This is a genomic window from Halalkalibacter wakoensis JCM 9140 (assembly GCF_000513095.1).
Taxonomy (GTDB): domain Bacteria; phylum Bacillota; class Bacilli; order Bacillales; family Bacillaceae_D; genus Halalkalibacter; species Halalkalibacter wakoensis.
Genome location: NZ_BAUT01000070.1, coordinates 1 through 19598 on the forward strand (window position 1 = coordinate 1; position 19598 = coordinate 19598).

Annotated in this window: 13 protein-coding genes and 3 pseudogenes; 14 read left to right on the top strand and 2 right to left on the bottom strand. The window is 40.2% G+C overall.

What is annotated here, in order from left to right; translation table 11 throughout:
* Positions 1 to 417 precede the first annotated feature (417 nt).
* From JCM9140_RS17945 to pyrG, 5 genes are all read left to right on the top strand, one after another.
* Positions 418 to 1047 (top strand): TetR/AcrR family transcriptional regulator, encoded by a 630-nt coding sequence (locus JCM9140_RS17945; RefSeq protein ID WP_488193383.1) that lies wholly within the window; start codon positions 418 to 420, stop codon positions 1045 to 1047.
* 27 nt (positions 1048 to 1074) lie between these two features.
* Entirely contained in the window at positions 1075 to 4314 is a 3240-nt protein-coding gene (gene icmF, locus JCM9140_RS17950) for a fused isobutyryl-CoA mutase/GTPase IcmF (protein ID WP_034749791.1), read from the top strand.
* A gap of 234 nt (positions 4315 to 4548) precedes the next feature.
* Positions 4549 to 5565, top strand: coding sequence for an HD-GYP domain-containing protein (locus JCM9140_RS17955; RefSeq protein WP_052002368.1), 1017 nt, complete (start codon positions 4549 to 4551; stop codon positions 5563 to 5565).
* Between the two features lie 138 nt (positions 5566 to 5703).
* The gene (rpoE, locus tag JCM9140_RS17960) at positions 5704 to 6234 is read left to right on the top strand and encodes a DNA-directed RNA polymerase subunit delta (RefSeq protein ID WP_034749792.1); all 531 of its coding nucleotides are present in this window, start codon (positions 5704 to 5706) and stop codon (positions 6232 to 6234) included.
* Positions 6235 to 6483: 249 nt separating this feature from the next.
* On the top strand, positions 6484 to 8085 hold the full coding sequence (gene pyrG / locus JCM9140_RS17965) for a CTP synthase (protein WP_034749794.1): 1602 nt from the start codon (positions 6484 to 6486) through the stop codon (positions 8083 to 8085).
* A gap of 891 nt (positions 8086 to 8976) precedes the next feature.
* On the opposite strand, the gene JCM9140_RS17975 is transcribed toward pyrG, so the two are convergent.
* Positions 8977 to 9498 (bottom strand): DUF2529 family protein, encoded by a 522-nt coding sequence (locus tag JCM9140_RS17975; protein WP_034749797.1) that lies wholly within the window; start codon positions 9496 to 9498, stop codon positions 8977 to 8979.
* Between the two features lie 298 nt (positions 9499 to 9796).
* Here JCM9140_RS17975 and JCM9140_RS17980 point away from each other — a divergent pair, with 298 nt between their 5' ends.
* The 9 genes and pseudogenes from JCM9140_RS17980 (at position 9797) to JCM9140_RS18020 (ending at position 17841) form a co-directional block, all read left to right on the top strand.
* Positions 9797 to 10159: a response regulator gene (locus tag JCM9140_RS17980; protein ID WP_034749798.1), complete on the top strand. Its 363-nt coding sequence runs from the start codon at positions 9797 to 9799 to the stop codon at positions 10157 to 10159.
* Between the two features lie 265 nt (positions 10160 to 10424).
* On the top strand, positions 10425 to 11288 hold the full coding sequence (locus JCM9140_RS17985) for a class II fructose-bisphosphate aldolase (RefSeq protein WP_034749800.1): 864 nt from the start codon (positions 10425 to 10427) through the stop codon (positions 11286 to 11288).
* A 159-nt stretch (positions 11289 to 11447) separates the two neighbouring features.
* Positions 11448 to 12088, top strand: a pseudogene (gene fsa, locus JCM9140_RS17990) (fructose-6-phosphate aldolase).
* Between the two features lie 150 nt (positions 12089 to 12238).
* Complete coding sequence (gene murA, locus JCM9140_RS17995) at positions 12239 to 13522, top strand: UDP-N-acetylglucosamine 1-carboxyvinyltransferase (protein ID WP_034749801.1); 1284 nt, start codon at positions 12239 to 12241, stop codon at positions 13520 to 13522.
* 17 nt (positions 13523 to 13539) lie between these two features.
* Positions 13540 to 14505, top strand: coding sequence for a class II fructose-bisphosphatase (gene glpX / locus JCM9140_RS18000; RefSeq protein ID WP_034749802.1), 966 nt, complete (start codon positions 13540 to 13542; stop codon positions 14503 to 14505).
* A gap of 322 nt (positions 14506 to 14827) precedes the next feature.
* On the top strand, positions 14828 to 16099 hold the full coding sequence (rho, locus tag JCM9140_RS18005; RefSeq protein WP_034749803.1) for a transcription termination factor Rho: 1272 nt from the start codon (positions 14828 to 14830) through the stop codon (positions 16097 to 16099).
* A 156-nt stretch (positions 16100 to 16255) separates the two neighbouring features.
* Positions 16256 to 16501, top strand: a complete 246-nt coding sequence (locus JCM9140_RS18010; RefSeq protein WP_034749805.1) for a type B 50S ribosomal protein L31 — start codon at positions 16256 to 16258, stop codon at positions 16499 to 16501.
* Between the two features lie 122 nt (positions 16502 to 16623).
* Positions 16624 to 17279 (top strand): annotated as a pseudogene (locus tag JCM9140_RS18015) (thymidine kinase).
* A gap of 259 nt (positions 17280 to 17538) precedes the next feature.
* Positions 17539 to 17841 carry a hypothetical protein gene (locus JCM9140_RS18020; RefSeq protein WP_034749806.1) on the top strand — a complete coding sequence of 101 codons (303 nt, stop codon included), beginning with the start codon at positions 17539 to 17541 and terminating at the stop codon, positions 17839 to 17841.
* A gap of 169 nt (positions 17842 to 18010) precedes the next feature.
* On the opposite strand, the pseudogene JCM9140_RS18025 reads toward JCM9140_RS18020, so the two are convergent.
* Positions 18011 to 19323, bottom strand: a pseudogene (locus JCM9140_RS18025) (FAD-dependent oxidoreductase).
* Positions 19324 to 19598 lie beyond the last annotated feature (275 nt).

Below are 19598 nucleotides of genomic sequence, written 5' to 3' on the forward strand. Positions count from 1 at the left end.
CACAATCTCGCAGCCGAGGAGGCTTGACACCTCCTTGCGGGTGGGAGTGGCTGCAGCGCAATGGAACGGACATGTGAAAAGCACTAGTCTAATCCGTCTCCATAATAACAAAATATTCAAAACTTATATGGAACATTGTCCGAAACTCTAGTATGCTAAACCTAAGCAAAATTGGTGTGACCCCAATTTTTTAAAAAAGGTTTTTTCGCAAAGATTATTATGAGGTATTCTCCTAGTGAAATGAAGCGGAAGCCACTCGACTCCTGCGGGAAATAGAGGTAGAGCCGAGACCCCACAGGCGCAGCCGAGGAGGCTCGGCACCTCCTTGCGGGTGCGAGTGGCTGCAGCGCAATGGAACGAACGTGAGAAAACGTAGCCCATAAAGCGAAAACCACCAAAAAGAAAGAAGGAAGTAGGTTGGCAAATTTGAAGAAGACCGTTCCAACGTTAGTCAAAGACCCGGAGTTAATCAAAAAACGACGCGAACAAATGATAAAGGGAGCCGTCCGCTTATTTATTGAAAAAGGCTTCCACCGAACGACGACAAGAGAAATTGCCAAAGAATCAGGCTTTAGCATCGGCACACTCTATGAATATATTAGATCAAAAGAAGACGTACTCTACCTCGTATGTGACGCGATTTATGAAGAAGTAAAAAACCGATTAGCGCATCACCTTGATACAAATAGCCAAGGCATTACTCGGCTAAAAAAAGCTGTATCAGCTTACTTTCAAGTTATTGATGATATGCAAGATGAAGTACTAGTGATGTACCAAGAGGCAAAGTCGTTACCGAAAGAAGCTCTCTCATACGTATTGCAAAAAGAAGTAGAAATGACCGAAATGATTGAACAAGTGATCCGCGATTGTGTAAGTGAAGGTGTTATTTTTATCCAAGATGCTCAGGTGAAGGTAGTTGCCCATAATATTTTAGTGCAAGGACATATGTGGACGTTTAGAAGATGGCAAATTCAAAAGCAATTTAGTTTAGAAGAATACACAAACTTACAAATTGAGCAGCTATTGCAAGGAATTAACTATAAATAGCTGTCTTAAATGGAAGGAGAAGTGTTCATGCTACAATCGTACCGACCAAAGCATCATATTCGCTTTGTCACGGCATCTAGTTTGTTTGATGGGCATGATGCGTCTATTAACATTATGAGACGAATTTTACAGGCGAGTGGGGCTGAGGTCATTCACCTTGGCCATAATCGTTCTGTTGAAGAAATTGTAAACGCTTCCATTCAGGAGGATGTACAAGGAATTGCAATCTCCTCCTATCAAGGCGGGCATGTTGAATTTTTTAAATATTGCTATGATCTCTTAAAAGAAAAGGGAGCTAGCCATATTCGGATTTACGGTGGTGGCGGGGGAGTCATCACACCTCCTGAAATAAAGGAGCTTCATGACTACGGAGTTGCCCGGATTTTTTCTCCAGAAGATGGACGAAAGCATGGCTTGCAAGGAATGATTAATCAGATGCTAAAAGAGTGTGATTGGCCAACAGTGCAAGGAAATCAAGAAGTCGATCTGGTTCAATTACAGGAAAAAGACATTCGTACGCTTGCTACATGTATAACCATATCCGAACAAAATAAAGATCATACTTGCAAAGCAATTCTACAACAAATAGAAAAACAAGCAAAAAACGTTCCCGTTATTGGTATTACAGGGACAGGTGGAGCAGGAAAAAGCTCTTTAACCGATGAACTCGTTCGTCGTTTTTTGTTTGAGTTTAAAAATAAGACGGTCGCCATTCTTTCGATTGACCCAACGAAACAAAAAACAGGTGGGGCGTTACTTGGTGACCGGATTCGCATGAATGCGATTCATCATCCGCGTGTTTATATGAGGTCTCTTGCAACAAGAGGTTCACGAACGGAAATCTCCGCGAGCTTACAAGAAGCCGTAATGGTTGTGAAAGCAGCAGGCTTTGATTTGATCATTGTCGAAACAAGTGGAATCGGGCAAGGAGACGCTGAAATAGCGGATATTGCCGATGTTTCCATGTATGTGATGACAAGTGAATTTGGGGCACCGTCTCAGCTTGAAAAAATTGATATGATTGATTTTGCCGATTTAATTGCGATTAATAAATTTGATCGAAAAGGGTCAGAAGATGCATTAAGGCATGTAAGAAAGCAATACCAGCGCAGCCATAATCGCTTTGATGAGCCACTTGAAGCGATGCCTGTTTACGGTACAATTGCAAGCCAATTTAACGATATTGGGACCAATACGCTGTTTGCTGCTCTGATCGGAAAAATAGCTGAAATCGATCAGAATGAATGGAGCACAACGATTGAAACAAGCAAGGACGTTATTAAACAAAACGTGATCATTCCACCTGAGCAAATTCACTATTTACGAGATATCGTCCAAACGATACGACAATATCAAAAAACGACTGCTGAACAAGCAGAAGTTGCTCGGAAACTCTTTCAACTATCAGGAGCGATTGAAGCCGTTAACATTCATTTGAAAAATGAGGACACAACTCGTCAGCTTGATCAGTTGAAAAAACAGTATGAGGAAAAGCTACTTTCTTCTTCAAAAGACATTCTTGAAAACTGGTCATCACTGAAGAAAGCTTACAAACAAGATACGTTTGTTACGAAAATCCGAGATAAAGAAATCGTGACCGAATTAACGACGGAAAGTTTATCGGGGTTAAAAATCCCGAAAGTGGCTCTTCCTTCCTTTTCTGATTGGGGAGACATCGTGAAATGGTCCAGGGAAGAAAATGTTCCAGGGAAGTTTCCATTAACAGCAGGTGTGTTTCCGTTTAAGCGAAAAGGAGAAGATCCTAAACGACAATTTGCAGGAGAAGGGACACCGGAACGGACGAATCGACGCTTTCATTATTTATCAAAAGACGATGACGCGAAACGTTTAAGTACGGCGTTTGACTCGGTCACACTTTATGGAGAGGATCCTGACTATAGACCTGATATTTACGGGAAAGTTGGCGAAAGTGGAGTGAGTATTTGTACGCTTGAGGATATGAAAAAGCTGTACGCGGGCTTTGATTTATGTGCCCCGCAAACATCGGTATCAATGACAATTAATGGCCCGGCACCAATTCTTTTAGCGATGTTTATGAACACAGCCATCGATCAACAACTAGAACGATTTGAACAAGAACAAAAACGTATGCCGACAGAAGAAGAGAAAGAGAAAATCAAAAGAGATACGTTAAAAGTCGTTCGAGGGACGGTTCAGGCGGATATTTTAAAAGAAGATCAAGGTCAAAATACGTGCATTTTTACAACGGAGTTTGCGCTGCGGATGATGGGCGATATTCAACAATATTTTATTGATTATGATGTTCGAAATTATTATTCCGTATCGATATCGGGTTATCACATCGCAGAAGCAGGTGCTAATCCGATTTCCCAACTCGCTTTTACACTCGCAAATGGCTTTACGTATGTGGAGTATTATTTAAGCCGCGGGATGGATATCGACAAGTTTGCACCGAATTTATCGTTTTTCTTTAGCAACGGACTTGACCCAGAGTATACCGTGATAGGGCGGGTTGCAAGGAGAATTTGGGCTACCGTTATGAAGCATAAATACAACGGAAATGAACGAAGCCAAAAATTAAAATATCATATTCAAACATCTGGAAGATCGCTGCATGCACAGGAAATAGACTTCAATGACATCCGCACAACGCTTCAAGCGCTCATGGCGATTTATGATAACTGCAATTCCCTTCACACAAATGCGTATGATGAAGCAATCACAACGCCAACAGAGCATTCAGTTAGAAGAGCTATGGCCATACAAATGATTATTTCAAAAGAACTGGGTCTAGCGAAAAATGAGAACTCCTTGCAAGGTTCTTTTATTATTGAGGAATTAACGAATTTAGTCGAAGAGGCTGTGTTAAAGGAGCTCGAGCAAATGAATGACCGCGGCGGTGTACTTGGGGCGATGGAAACTCAATATCAACGGAGCAAAATTCAAGAGGAGTCCATGTATTACGAAATGAAAAAGCATACAGGAGAACTGCCGATCATTGGGGTCAACATGTATTTGAATCCAAATCAAGAGGAAGAAGCAGAGTTTGAGCTTGAATTAGCAAGAGCAACGAAAGAAGAAAAAGAACAGCAAATCAGCCATCTTAATCAATTTCATAAAAAGCATGAAAAGCTTGCTGCAAATCAGTTGAAAAAACTGCAACAAACAGCAATAATGGGTGGAAACGTGTTCGCTGAACTAATGGAGACGGTAAAAGTGGCAAGCTTGGGACAGATTACGTCGGCTCTTTATGAAGTCGGCGGGCAATATCGTAGGAATATGTAGTTTTTCCTTAGGTTATTTTGTAAATATAATGGAGATTTCAGCCTCCTAGTGGAGCTTGGGAGGGCATTGAAAAAGGTAGGAGCCAATCTTTTCAGTGCCCTCGGTATGAAGAGGCAGGAGCACAATGGAAAAGAAGATAAGAAAAAAATCTTTCTAAAAATTCTTGCTATTGTACCCTGATATAATGTTGTATATACTAGATTGAAATTTCTTTCTAAAGGAGGAGTAGTAAGCATGATCGCGAAAGAGTTATATGAGCGTTATATTGGGTTAAGGCTCTTACATGATCTGAATGGAGCCGATGGCAAACTCCTCCTGAAGAAAGGTACGGTTTTAACTGAATCCAATTTAAAACGATTAAATATAAGGGTAGAAGAGCTCGATAAAGCCGTAAGACAACCTTTTGATTGTGATCACCCAAGTAAACTAATTTCTGAAGCGGCCAATGAAATACAAGCGATTTTTGATAAATTTAAAAAAGATAAAGAAGCAATATATGAGGTTGAGACGACGGTCCTTCCGACCGTTGAGTTTTTGGCTCAACAAGAGGAGCTCTCGGTATTGCTTGAAGGCTTGCAGCATAAAGATAACTATACATATCGACACAATATTGGTGTTGCCATTGTCGCAGCAATGCTTGCAAAGTGGCTCGACTTTCCAGAACATGAGAGGCGTCTTATTACACTGGGAGGACTGTTGCATGATATCGGGAAATTGCAAATTAGTGAACACCTTTTATTGAAGCCAGGTGCACTTTCAGAGGATGAGTACAATAGCATTAAAAATCATGCTCTTTACGGATATAACATTCTAAAAAAGGACACGATGTATGAAAATGTAGTGTGTTTAATGGCACTTGAGCACCATGAGAGAGAAGATGGTTCAGGATATCCAGACAAGAAAACAGCAAAAGACATTCACCCTTTTTCAAAGATCATCGCAATTGCAGATGTGTTTCATGCGATGACATCTCATCGTGTTTATCGAAGTGGACAAGCCCTCTATACCGTGCTGCAACATTTGCGAGATGAAGGGTTTGGACGTATGGAACCTACTTACGTTGCCACGTTTATTCAAAAACTTATGGAGCTAGCTGTTGGACAAGTTGTCGAGTTAAGCAATGGCATGGTCGGGAAAATTGCCTTTGTATCTCCAGCGAATCCTCTTCATCCGCTCGTTCAAATACAAGATGATCTGGTTGATCTAAGTAAAACAAAGTTACATATAACGAGACTAGTAGCCAATGATTAAGGTAAATTGGTTTAGTTTCTTCTTCCATGAACTAGCATAAACACCGAAAATATGTTTATAATGAAAAGTATGCTTGAAATACCAAAAGTGGTTTGGAACAATAGATAGAAGAGATGGACGGAAAGGACGTGCCTTTTGATGAACCTACAAGAATTACCTAAAGACGAAATACAAGAGATGTCAATGGTCGAGATTGCGTTTGAGATTATGAAAGAAGAGCGTAACCCATATGATTACTATGATCTTGTTAAAAAAGTAGCTGAAATTAAAGAAATGCCACAAGAAGAAGTAAATGAAAGAATTGCCAATTTGTATACAGATATGAATATTGACGGGCGTTTTCACTCGTTGGGAGACAATCGTTGGGGACTAAAAAGCTGGTATCCACTAGAGCAGGCAGAAGAAGAAATTACGACGCCTGTTAAGCCTCGCAAAAAGGCAAAAGCATCTGTAGAAGATGTGGATACACTTGACGACGACTTTGAAAATTATGAAGATGAATTTGAGGATTTAGAAGACGAACTAGATGAAATCGGAAATGATGATGATCTAGACGAAGATGAAGAAGATGATACGGACTTCGATGATTCAGCTAATGATATTGATGAAATCGATGGAGAAGCCGATGAAGAAGATCTAGGGGAAGAAGAAGAGGAAGATTTCCGTTAAGATCTACTTGACTTCTCTACCTAATCTAGGTAGAATCATTTAGGGCTTAAGAAAAATAGTAGAACTTATTTATAAACACAAAACAAAAGTGCGCCCCCTTTCTAGGGAGAGGTGTCACTTTTGTTTTTTTATTTTTATAATAGCGTACCCTAAGGAAGTAAAGGTGTAGCTTCCGATATAAAAACGCTTATGTGTAAGCAGATTTTGTGAAAGAATAATGGAATATTTATAAGCAAGGGAGACGAAAACATGGCGACAACGAAGTATATTTTTGTAACTGGTGGCGTAGTTTCATCACTTGGAAAAGGAATTACAGCTGCTTCTTTAGGTCGTTTACTAAAAAACCGCGGCTTAAAAGTAACAATCCAAAAATTTGACCCATATATCAACGTGGATCCTGGAACAATGAGTCCTTACCAACACGGTGAAGTTTTCGTGACAGAAGATGGGGCCGAAACAGATTTGGACTTAGGACATTATGAGCGTTTTATTGATATTAACCTTAGTCAAAATAGCAATGTAACAACAGGTCGTGTTTACTCAACGGTTTTAAAGAAAGAACGCCGTGGAGATTATTTAGGTGGAACGGTTCAAGTTATTCCACACGTAACAAATGAAATTAAAGAACGTGTTTTTCGTGCAGGTCGTGAAACGAGTGCAGATGTTGTCATCACGGAAATTGGTGGTACAGTTGGCGATATCGAAAGCTTGCCTTTCTTAGAAGCGATTCGCCAAATTAAAAGTGATGTTGGCTTTGACAATGTCATGTATGTTCACTGTACATTGATTCCGTACCTTGCTGCTGCTGGGGAAATGAAATCGAAGCCAACTCAACACAGTGTCAAAGAATTACGCAGTCTTGGTATCCAACCAAATGTGATTGTTGTTCGTACAGAAAAGCCTGTACCACAAGACATGAAAGAAAAAATTGCGCTCTTCTGTGACATTGACAAAAATGCTGTCATTGAGGCTCGTGATGCGGATACTCTTTATCAAGTTCCGCTTGATCTTCAAGCACAAAACTTTGATAAAATTGTATGCAAACATTTGAACCTAGAATGCAAAGAAGCGGATATGACAGAATGGACAGCTCTTGTAGAGAAAGTTCAAAACTTATCTGAAAAAGTAACGATTGCTCTTGTAGGAAAATATGTTGCACTTCAAGATGCCTATTTATCAGTAGCAGAAGCATTGCGCCATGCTGGTTATGCGTTTGACGCGGACATCGATATTAAGTGGATTGATGCAGAAGCAGTGAATGATGAAAATGTAGCTGAGTTAATTGGATCAGCAGACGGAATTTTAGTTCCAGGTGGATTCGGTGACCGTGGAGTTGAAGGGAAAATTTCTGCGATTCGTTTCGCTCGTGAAAACAACGTACCGTTTTTAGGAATTTGTTTAGGAATGCAGCTTGCGTCAATCGAATATGCGCGTAACGTTCTTGGACTAGAAGGAGCTCATTCAGCTGAATTAAACCCTGACACACCATACCCAATTATCGATTTATTGCCAGAGCAAAAAGACGTAGAAGATATGGGTGGAACGCTTCGTCTTGGATTATTCCCATGTAAATTAGTCGATGGAACGGTAGCTCGTGCTACGTATAGCGATGAAATCGTTTATGAGCGCCACCGTCATCGTTACGAGTTTAACAATGAATATCGTGAGCAAATGGAGAAGGCAGGATTTGTATTCTCTGGGACAAGCCCTGATGGAAGACTTGTTGAGATCATCGAGTTAGAAGATCATCCTTACTTTATTGCATCACAATTCCACCCAGAATTCAGTTCAAGACCAACTCGCCCGCAACCTCTATTTAGAGAATTTGTCGGAGCATCATTAAAGAAATAAAGGCGATTATCGCCTTTATTTTTTTTTTGTCTTTTTTGAGTTGTAGTGGGTGGGATAGTTGGGGCTTAAGTCTTTGTATATTCTCTCTCTAAAACTGAACAATATAGAAAAAGGAGGAGGAATACAATGACGCAACAGGAATTCATAAATAAAATTAATGAGTTACAAGTAGAAATTAATACAATGACCGATGAATATTGGCTTATGTATTCAGACTTTTCCTCATAGCAGTTTTGGTACCATATAACGCTACTTATTGTTCCTTTAGTTCTCCTATTTTTCTTCCTAAACAGAGAACGATTTTTTGAAATTTTATTTTATGGCTACACGGCGCATGTTTTTTTTACATATATTGATTCGTTTATGACAAGATATGGGTATTGGGAACATCCTTATATGATCCTCCCTCTGTTTCCTTTTACGCTTTCCATTAATGCATCGTTGTTACCTGTAAGCTATATTTTGTTATACCAGTTTTGTACAGAGCGACGAAAAAACTTTCATTTATGGTTATTGGTTGTAAGTGCTTTTATCGGCATATTTTATGTTGAAATTCATAGACAAATGAACCTATTCCAGTTATATGAAAAAATAAATGTTTTTCAACTACACAGTACTTTTCTAAGCTTCTATGTGTTTGTTGCAAATTACCTTCTTGCCTCCCTCGCATATTGGTTTACGAAGTTTTTTCTATTTGCGAAAGAGCAAACGAATCAAAAGTGGAAGTTGTGATGATTGCGAGCTCGACAATAAATTTAGAGGGTTGGACAATAAACTAGACGATCTGGACAATAAATGGCGGAAATTGGACAATAAATGTACTGATCCGGACAATAAATCGCTATTAACAGCTAATAAAATAAAAAAACGCAACAAATCGTTGCGTTTTTCCTAATCTAACTCTGTTAACATCTCTGAAATAAGCAAAAATAAACAAAAGTACGTGTAAAGTGCAAGCAAAGATGCTGGGTACCCAATCCGATCACCTGAATCGGTTGGAACAAGACTTTGTGTTAGATTTAAATCAAGGTGAATGTCAACTAAGTCTGTCCATTGTTGCCCTTCTGTGGGAGCAACGGTTAATCCAACAATGGGAATTTGCTTTTCGCTCAGTTTTTTTACTATGTCTAACAGGTCTGAATCTGCTGTGTTTCTTGAAAGAAGAAAGACTCGATCAGCGGAATTTAAGTCGACTATTTTGCCGTTTTCGAATAATGAATAAACATTTGATAAAGCTTCTTTCCCATGCACGGCTTCAGCTTCAACAGCTGCCATTTCCTCTTTGCCATAAACGTAAAGGTGTCCGTCACCAACTAGTGCTTGAGTTAATAGGCGGGCAGCGTCTTCAAGTTCTTCTTCATCAAACGGGTCAGATAACAAGCCTGTTAATTGTGTTTTAAAAATTTTTTGCAAAATGTAAGCCTCCTCTTTTGACTTTTACTGTATGAGCATTATAACGTAAGTGAGGTGCCCATCACTACTCAAAGGTTTGTATGGGATGGTGTAATCGACAAACATAGACACTGTTGTCGGTTCATGTCCAACGATTGTATATATTTTAAGAAGGAATTCTTTAGCTGTGTACAGAATTAAACTTGTTGTGAAATCAGTGTGCTTTATTTTATTAAATGGTTGTTTTCGTTAGGAGCCGATGAAATAAAAATAAAGAAAGAAAATAATACACACTTAAAATTGAGAGGAGTGCTTTTCTTTGAAGAAAATTTTAGTTGTTGATGATCAGTACGGAATTCGAGTGTTGTTATGTGAGATTCTTCAAAAAGATGGTTACAAAATGTTTGATGCAGCGAATGGGGTACAAGCATTAAAAATTGTTGAGCAAGATACTCCAGATTTAGTTTTATTAGATATGAAAATCCCTGGGATGGACGGTCTTGAAATTTTAAAGCGAATTAAAGAAGACCATCCGCATGTTGATGTAATTATGATGACGGCATATGGCGAATTAAATTTAATTAATGAGGCTATGAGTTTAGGTGCGATTACGCACTTTGCTAAACCATTTGACATTGACGATATTCGTGAAGTGATCAAAAATAGCTTAGCTGTAACGTGATGTTTACAGTTATTAACAGTGAAACGTTTACATTGAAAAACTTACAGAAACCTTTGTGAAACACGTGTTTTTTGAGCGAGATATGCTATAATGAACTCGATTAAATATCGAGCATTTATAGATGCATCTATATTATTTGGCAAGAGACTTTATACATAAGCAAGTTGGATATTTGCTAAAATATCGGGTAACTTGTTAAATAGATACGTCGCTTTTGGGCGACTGTAATCTATAGATTCGCTCTAAAAATGAAGGAGGATGTACAATGCCTTTAGTATCAATGAAGGACATGCTTAACAAAGCTAAGGCAGAAAGCTATGCAGTAGGTCAATTCAACTTAAACAACCTTGAATTCACTCAAGCGATTTTACAAGCTGCTGAAGAAGAAAAATCACCTGTAATTTTAGGTGTATCAGAAGGTGCAGCTCGTTATATGGGTGGCTTCAAAACGATTGTTGCAATGGTTAACGCTCTTATGGAAGAGTACAAAGTAACCGTTCCAGTTGCAATTCACCTTGACCACGGTTCAAGTTTTGAAAAGTGTGTGGAAGCAATCCATGCAGGATTCACATCTGTTATGATTGATGGATCTCACCATCCTTTAGAAGAAAACATCGCTATTACAAAGCAAGTTGTTGCGGTTGCTCATGCTCTTGGAGTATCAGTAGAAGCTGAACTTGGCCGTATTGGTGGACAAGAAGATGACTTAATCGTTGATGATGCAGATGCTGCATACGCGATTCCTTCTGAGTGTAAAGAACTAGTTGAAGCAACTGGCGTTGATTGCTTTGCTCCTGCTCTTGGTTCTGTACACGGTCCTTACAAAGGTGAACCGAACCTTGGATTTGATCGCATGAAAGAAATTGATGAACTAGTTGGTATTCCACTTGTATTACACGGTGGTACAGGTATCCCGACTGCTGATATTCAAAAAGCAATCTCATTCGGACATGCAAAAATCAATGTAAATACAGAAAGCCAAATCTCTTCTGCAAAAGCTGTTCGTGAAACGCTTGCTGCTAAGCCTGAAGAATACGATCCACGTAAATACTTAGGCCCTGCACGTGATGCAATTAAAGAAACAGTAAAAGGGAAAATGCGCGAATTTGGATCTTCAAACAAAGCGTAATTAAAACTCCCATTAAAAGCAGTTCATTTGAACTGCTTTTAATGGCATTGTTTTAAAGGCAATTTTCAAAAAAAACAGTTTTGTAAACGCTTTGTTGAATTTTGTCATGTTATGATAAATATATATAAATGGATAGATATACTAGGGAGGAAGAGAAAAATGAAATTTTTTATTGATACAGCAAACATTGAACAAATTAAAGAAGCTAAGGATTTAGGGATTTTAGCAGGAGTAACAACAAATCCTTCACTTGTGGCAAAAGAAGGCGTTGATTTCCACGATCGCTTACGTGAAATTACGTCTGTTGTAACAGAAGACTCTGTTAGTGCAGAGGTTATTGCTCTTGATGCAGAAGGAATGATCAAAGAAGGAAAAGAACTTGCAGCGATCGCTCCAAACATTACGGTAAAAGTTCCAATGACAACAGAAGCTTAAAAGCCGTTCATGCGTTTTCTCAAGCTGGAATTAAAACAAATGTAACGTTAATCTTCTCAGGTGTACAAGCATTGCTTGCAGCACGTGCAGGAGCAACGTATGTATCACCATTCCTAGGAAGACTTGATGACATCGGTCAAAATGGATTAGAGCTTATTTCTGAAATTGCTGAGATCTTTGATGTTCATGAAATCCCAACGGAAATCATTGCAGCATCTGTTCGCCACCCAGTTCATGTATCAGAAGCAGCTCGTCGCGGAGCACATATTGCAACTATTCCATTTAACGTTATTCAACAGCTTTCTAAACACCCATTAACAGATCAAGGAATTGAGAAGTTTTTAGCAGATTGGAACAACCGATAAAAGGTGATGTCCCTCCTAACTAGCATTTTTCTCTAAATTCTTCTACAATCAGACAAAGAAAACCTCGTTACATTTTCTTTGATGTGGTTATAATGGAAGATAGAGTGAAATTGTGTCTTTTTAGAATGCAACAACGGAAGGGATGCGGTTATGGATAAATTAATGATTGAAGGCGGACATCCGCTTGAAGGTACGGTACAAATTAGTGGTGCGAAAAATAGTGCGGTTGCATTAATACCGGCAGCTATTTTAGCAGATTCAAAAGTAACAATTGACAATTTACCAGAAATTTCGGACGTTCATCTTCTTGGTGAATTGCTTGAAGAGATTGGTGGAAAAGTCGAGCTTACAGAAAATGAAATGGTCGTTCATCCAGAGTCAATGATTGCAATGCCTCTCCCAAACGGACGTGTAAAAAAACTACGTGCTTCTTATTATTTAATGGGGGCCATGTTAGGGAAATTTAAAAAAGCAGTCATTGGTCTTCCGGGTGGGTGTAATTTAGGACCTAGACCAATTGATCAGCATATAAAAGGGTTTGAAGCACTAGGTGCAAAAGTAACGAACGAACAAGGTGCGATTTACTTACGTGCTGACGAGCTTCGCGGTGCCCGTATTTATCTAGATGTGGTTAGTGTAGGTGCAACCATAAATATTATGCTTGCAGCTGTAAAAGCAAAAGGACAAACCATCATTGAAAATGCAGCAAAAGAGCCCGAAATCATTGATGTTGCAACTCTTTTAACAAGCATGGGAGCAAAGATTAAAGGAGCAGGAACCAATGTTATCCGAATTGATGGTGTTGAATCATTAAAAGGGTGCAGACATTCGATTATTCCAGATCGAATTGAAGCAGGTACTTATATGATTTTAGCAGCAGCAATGGGTCAAAAAGTGATCATTGATAATATTATTCCTTACCATGTCGAATCTCTCATTGCGAAATTAAGAGAAATGGGTGTAAACATTGAAGTGTCTGATGATAAGTTATTAATACATAACACTCATGAGAAGAAAGGGGTAGACATCAAAACGCTTGTTTATCCTGGCTTCCCAACAGATCTTCAACAGCCTTTTACCAGTTTACTAACGCAAGCTGAAGGTACAAGCATTGTCACGGATACCATCTATAACGCACGTTTTAAACATATAGACGAGCTTAGAAGAATGGGTGCCAATGTAAAAGTAGAAGGACGCTCTGCTATTATTAATGGAAAAACTCAGTTACAAGGTGCTAAAGTTCGAGCTAGTGACTTGCGAGCTGGAGCAGCACTTGTCGTTGCTGGGCTTTTAGCAGAAGGTGTAACCGAAATTTCCGGCTTGGAGCACATTGACCGAGGATATGCGAACTTGGAAGAAAAACTAATCGGCCTTGGTGCGAAAATCTGGAGAGAAAAGCTGACCGAACAAGAGTTAGACCAAGTTAACAGTTAAACCTTGGGGGGAGAAACATGGAGAGAAGTTTGTCAATGGAGTTAGTTCGCGTAACAGAAGCTGCTGCATTAGCCTCCGGTCGTTGGATGGGGCGAGGAAACAAAGACGAAGCCGATCGTGCTGCAACAGAGGCGATGCGTGACGTATTTGATACGATTCCCATGAAAGGGACTGTGGTCATCGGTGAAGGAGAAATGGATGAGGCTCCAATGCTTTACATCGGTGAGAAGCTAGGCAACGGCTATGGTTCTAGAGTCGATGTTGCTGTTGATCCTTTGGAGGGTACAAACATCGTCGCATCTGGACAGTGGAATGCACTAGCGGTCTTAGCCATTGCCGATCACGGAAATCTCTTGCATGCTCCAGACATGTACATGGATAAAATTGCTGTCGGCCCAGAAGCTGTTGGAAAAGTGGATATTGACGCTCCGATTCTAGATAACTTAAAAGCCGTTGCCCAAGCAAAAGGCAAAGATGTTGAGGATCTCGTTGTTTCGATATTAAACCGTGAACGTCATGAGAAGATGATTCATGACATCCGTCAAGCGGGTGCTAGAATCAAGCTTCTATCAGACGGGGATGTCGCAGCAGCAATTAATACAGCTTTTGGTGATACAGGAGTTGATATTATGCTTGGTTCAGGCGGGGCTCCTGAAGGGGTCATCGCTGCAGTGGGTCTAAAATGTTTGGGCGGCGAACTTCAAGGTAAACTTCTCCCAGCAAATGAAGAAGAGTTAGCGCGTTGTACGAAAATGGGCATAGAAAATGTCAATAAAGTACTTCGCATGGACGATCTTGTTTCTGGGGATGATTGTATATTTGCAGCTACTGGTGTAACGGATGGGGAGCTTCTAAAAGGTGTTCGCTATCATGGTTCGTCTGCAACCACTCAATCACTTGTTATGCGTGCGAAGTCAGGAACAGTTCGTTTCGTTGATGGCAAACATAGCATGAAAAAGAAACCAGATTTAGTGATACGTTAAAACAATTTGGAAGGAAACTGAGCTATGCCCAGTTTCCTTTGATTGTCTAATTTAAATACCTTGAGCATTTTTATTGAATATTTTTTAAGATTGTGGTTAAAATAGTATATATGTTCGATTTCAGGCTATCCTTTCACCTCTTTTTATCTCCAGAGACCTCGTTCTTTCCTTTACACTTTATGATCAATCTCTAAAGTTTAAAGTACAAGAGGATTTTGTAAGTTTTTTTCCTATGCATAAATTACTTTTGAAAAACAATCTCTATGCGTATTTTTTGTCGACTCTAGAGATTTATATTTTATAGAAGTGTGGTGTTCTCACAATGGGAGTGAATATCTCCGAATTAGAAAATATGAAGCTAAAAGAGCTTTATGAATTGGCCAAGGAATACAAAGTTTCTTATTATAGTAAGTTAACAAAAAAAGAGCTAGTATTTGCTATTTTAAAAGGTCAAGCAGAAAAAGATGGTCTGATGTTTATGGAAGGCGTCCTTGAAATCATTCAATCGGAAGGCTTTGGTTTTTTAAGACCGATTAATTACATGCCTAGCTCAGAAGACATTTATATCTCTGCATCGCAAATTCGCCGTTTTGATTTGAGAAATGGTGACAAAGTTTCAGGAAAAGTAAGGCCTCCGAAGGAAAACGAACGTTATCACGGACTTCTTCACGTTGAAGCGGTTAATGGAGATGCACCGGAAACATCAAGAGATCGTCCTTATTTTCCAGCATTAACTCCACTTTATCCGGAACAAAAAATTGAGCTTGAAACAGCGCCAGGACGAGTGTCTTCTCGTATCATTGACATGATTTCCCCTGTAGGGTTTGGACAACGTGGGTTGATCGTTGCACCTCCTAAAGCCGGGAAAACATCTTTAATGAAAGAAGTGGCTAACAGCATTGCTGAAAATCACCCAGATGTTGAGCTTATCGTTCTTTTAATTGATGAGCGTCCAGAGGAAGTAACCGATATCGAGCGCTCCGTTAAAGCCGAAGTGGTTAGTTCAACATTCGATGAAGTTCCTGAAAATCACATCAAAGTTGCCGAGCTTGTGCTTGAGCGTGCGATGAGACTTGTGGAACATAAAAAAGATGTTGTTATTTTAATGGATAGTATAACTCGTTTAGCTCGTGCTTATAACCTTGTTATTCCACCGAGCGGTCGTACACTATCTGGGGGGATTGATCCAGCTGCGTTCCACCGTCCAAAGCGTTTCTTTGGAGCAGCGCGAAACATTGAAGAGGGTGGAAGTTTAACGATTTTAGCAACCGCTTTAGTTGAAACGGGATCTAGAATGGACGATGTCATTTACGAGGAATTTAAAGGAACAGGAAACATGGAATTGCATCTTGATCGCAAACTTTCTGAACGCCGAATCTTCCCATCCATTGACATCCGTCGCTCTGGTACACGTAAAGAAGAATTGCTTATGCCAAAAAGTCAGTTAGAAAAGTTATGGGCGATTCGCAAAACAATGAGCGATACACCAGAATTTGTCGATCATTTTATCAAACGAGTAAAAGAAACAAAAACAAATGTAGAATTCTTCGAAGCAATGGAAAAGGAAATGACGGGAAAAGGAAAGAGATCATAGCTTATTTGTAAGAATAAGGTACCGCTTCCTTTTGATGTGAAGTTTTTTCTTTGCCTATACAGTTGCTTTTTGTGCATCAACTTGATATAATTTCGTCATGTGTGATTTAGACTAACTCTGTTTCGAAGAGATTCAGGGCAAAAGGAGATGAAAGAAATGAAACAAGGAATTCACCCTAATTACCAAAAAGTGGTTTTCCAAGATACAAGCACAGGCTTTAAGTTTCTATCTGGTTCTACAAAAGGATCAGCTGAAACAATCGAATGGGAAGATGGTAACACATACCCACTTCTAAAGGTTGAGGTTAGCTCGGATTCTCACCCATTCTACACTGGTAAGCAGAAGCTTAACGATGTTGGTGGCCGTGTAGACAAGTTCAAGAAGAAATACAACATGAAGTAAAACTTAATAAATTAACAGGCAAGCGCACAGCTCTTGCCTGTTTTTTTTGCACATACTAAGTAAAATACGGATCATTCCGTTCACATAGAGGATACATTTAAGTTGTAAGGTGGGGAAAAAGAATGTACGTGATGAAACAAGAAGGCTGGATTGAAGTCATTTGCGGAAGCATGTTTTCCGGCAAGTCAGAGGAACTCATTAGACGCGTTCGCCGCGTAAGTTTTGGAAAGCTAATTGTCCAAGTCTTTAAACCAGAATTGGATAATCGTTATAGTGAGGAAGAAGTGGTTTCCCATAACGGTACGAAAGTCGTTGCAACCCCTGTTAAATATGCAATTGATATTTTAGACCTTGTAAACGAAGAAACACAGGTTGTGGCCATTGACGAAGTGCAATTTTTTGACCCGGGTATCTTATCGGTTGTCGACGAGCTTGCTAATAACGGGAAGCGCGTCATTTGCGCAGGTCTTGATCAAGATTTCCGTGGCGAGCCATTTGGTCCGATTGAACGGTTGATGGCATTAGCGAGGAAGTGACGAAGCTTCAAGCGGTATGCCCGTCTTGCGGATCACCGGCAAGCCGCACCCAGCGTTTGATTGATGGGAGACCAGCTTCCTATAATGATCCAGTCATTCTTGTTGGCGCATCAGAATCGTATGAGCCGCGTTGTCGCCATTGTCATGAAGTACCACATAAGCCGCGTTGTCGCCATTGTCATGAAGTACCACATAAGCCGTCCCTCCTTCCAGGGGTAGAAATGAAGTCTGGTCAAATCTAACAGGCACAATAGCCAATTGTCCGGACATACTAATCATGCAGCCCATTTTAGGTGAGCATGGAGGTGCTTCGGACATGAACAAAAAATGGATAAGCTGTATAGCAGCGGGACTTTTCTTAGTGACAGGATGTGGAGAGGACCCACAACCGCCTCAAGCCTATGGAAATGCGGTAACACACAACAACCCTGAGCTAGAACGCCAGATGCTGAACAAGTAGGTTACGGTTTACTTGGACCAGGTCCAGTCAATTACGGCAGTTTGTATCGTCAACCACCGGCCTATCAACATCCTGGTGAAATTAACACAGGAACGAGCTTTAAGTCATTACACCGAGAACGAAGACATCTTGGAAATGACCAAGAGCTTATTCATCATATCGTCGAAGAGCACGGCATGGATGCAGGAATGGTAATCATTGCTGGGCATCATGCATTTGTCAATGTCGCACCACGTGCTGATATGAATGATGAAGATAAAGAAAAAGAAATGAAAAAATTACGTCGAGCATTACTTCGTGAAGTACCAAGATACGAAGTGCATGTTCGTGATCGGAACGCCTAGAGAGGCGTTCTTTTTTGTTTAGCGGGGGAAGGATGGATTTTTGGAAGGGATGAAGGCCTGGAGAGTGTAGGAATTTGGAGGTTAGGTCAATCATGGAATGAAACCCAAAACGAAAGCCACTAAAAAGATTTATAGTGGCTTAATGAGAAAAGGTTCTGTAACAAGTTGCTCACAACCTCCGTGCTGTTCGTTGAATCGGGTCCCACACTCCGTTATAAGGCGGGGCATAGGCAAGGTCTAGATCCTCAAGTTCAGATACGCGCATATGATGAAAAAGCGCGGTTGCAAGTACATCAATACGTTTATCGACGCCAGCCTCTCCGATCACTTGCGCACCTAGCAGCTGTTCTGTTTCTGTATGATAGCTCATACGAATATGAAGGTTTTTCGGTTCAGGATAGTAACCAGCAATATGAGGAAGTGTAGCGCTAATCGTCTCATATGGATATCCTTGCGCTTCAATTTCTGCTTCTGACAATCCGGTCCTCCCTAAAGATAAATCAAAAAACTTAATAATGGACGTTCCAACGATTCCTTGGAAAGGCCTAGGAGCTCCAACCATTGCTTTACCAGCTAGTCGCCCTTGTTTATTGGCATGAGTGCCAAGTGGGATATAGTCATCTCGCTCTTTGATTCGATGGTACTGGGTCGCGCAATCACCAGCTGCGTACACATCCTTAATATTTGTCTCCATAAAAGAGTTCACTTTGATTGCGCCGTTTGTAAATAAATGAATTCCTGTTCCGTTGAGAAAGCTCGTATTCGGCTTAACTCCTATAGCGATCACGACAAGGTCTGCATCAAGCTGGCCTTTATCAGTCAGCACATGAGTAACCTGTCCATCTGGCTACCTTCAAACCCCTCAACGGATTCATTAAAACGAAGCTCAATCCCATGTTTAACAGCTTCCTCGCCAACTTTTTCACTAAACTCTTGATCAAAAATGCCGGCTAATCGAGGATTGCGTTCAATCATCGTTACTTCTTTTCCGATCTCCACAAAATTCTCGGCCATTTCCAGACCGATATACCCTCCGCCGATAACAGCAATTTTAGATGCGCCTTTTAGATCTTCTATGAGGGCTTTCGTATCAGGAATTGTTTTGACCGTATGAATTCCTTTTAAATCGACGCCATCCCACGGTGGAACAATAGGACTAGCGCCAGTTGCTACTAACAACTTGTCGTAAGGAAGTTCAAACCCATCACCAGAAACGAGTTTCTTATCCACGTCAACAGCTTTTACCTCATGGTTGACTCGTGCATCGATCCCGTATTTATCACGAAACGTCTCAATCGAGCGAGCAATTAAAGAGTCAAATGAATCAATCGCACCACCAACAACATAAGGGAGACCGCACTGAGCATATGAGTAGACCTCTCCCATTTCAAGTGTTGTGACTTCCGCTTTCTCATCATGACGAACGATTTGCATGGCAGCACTCATGCCAGCAGCATCTCCACCAATAATGACATATTTCATTGCACCATCACTCCTTTTATTCAGTAACGTTCCCTATTTTACTTCTAGTTAAGCGGAAATTCGGGAAGACTAGGGAAATGTTGATATAGACAGAAATAATTTTAAGGATTTGTAAAAAGAGAATTAGTTACTAGTTTACGAAGAAGAAGGAATGGGCGTTCGGACAGGATTAAGGGAATAGAGTGGGGTTTTGTCCGAAGAGGGGATAAGTTCGGACAAGAATGAAGGGAAGAAGGAGAAAGTTGTCCGAAGAAGGTGCGAGTTCGGACAAGAAT

Excerpts from the sequence above, each read along its gene's own strand:
- icmF (WP_034749791.1), top strand. The coding sequence starts at position 1,075 with ATGCTACAATCGTACCGACCAAAGCATCATATTCGCTTTGTCACGGCA.
- JCM9140_RS17955 (WP_052002368.1), top strand. The coding sequence starts at position 4,549 with ATGATCGCGAAAGAGTTATATGAGCGTTATATTGGGTTAAGGCTCTTA.
- rpoE (WP_034749792.1), top strand. The coding sequence starts at position 5,704 with ATGAACCTACAAGAATTACCTAAAGACGAAATACAAGAGATGTCAATG.
- pyrG (WP_034749794.1), top strand. The coding sequence starts at position 6,484 with ATGGCGACAACGAAGTATATTTTTGTAACTGGTGGCGTAGTTTCATCA.
- JCM9140_RS17985 (WP_034749800.1), top strand. The coding sequence starts at position 10,425 with ATGCCTTTAGTATCAATGAAGGACATGCTTAACAAAGCTAAGGCAGAA.
- murA (WP_034749801.1), top strand. The coding sequence starts at position 12,239 with ATGGATAAATTAATGATTGAAGGCGGACATCCGCTTGAAGGTACGGTA.
- glpX (WP_034749802.1), top strand. The coding sequence starts at position 13,540 with ATGGAGAGAAGTTTGTCAATGGAGTTAGTTCGCGTAACAGAAGCTGCT.
- rho (WP_034749803.1), top strand. The coding sequence starts at position 14,828 with ATGGGAGTGAATATCTCCGAATTAGAAAATATGAAGCTAAAAGAGCTT.
- JCM9140_RS18010 (WP_034749805.1), top strand. The coding sequence starts at position 16,256 with ATGAAACAAGGAATTCACCCTAATTACCAAAAAGTGGTTTTCCAAGAT.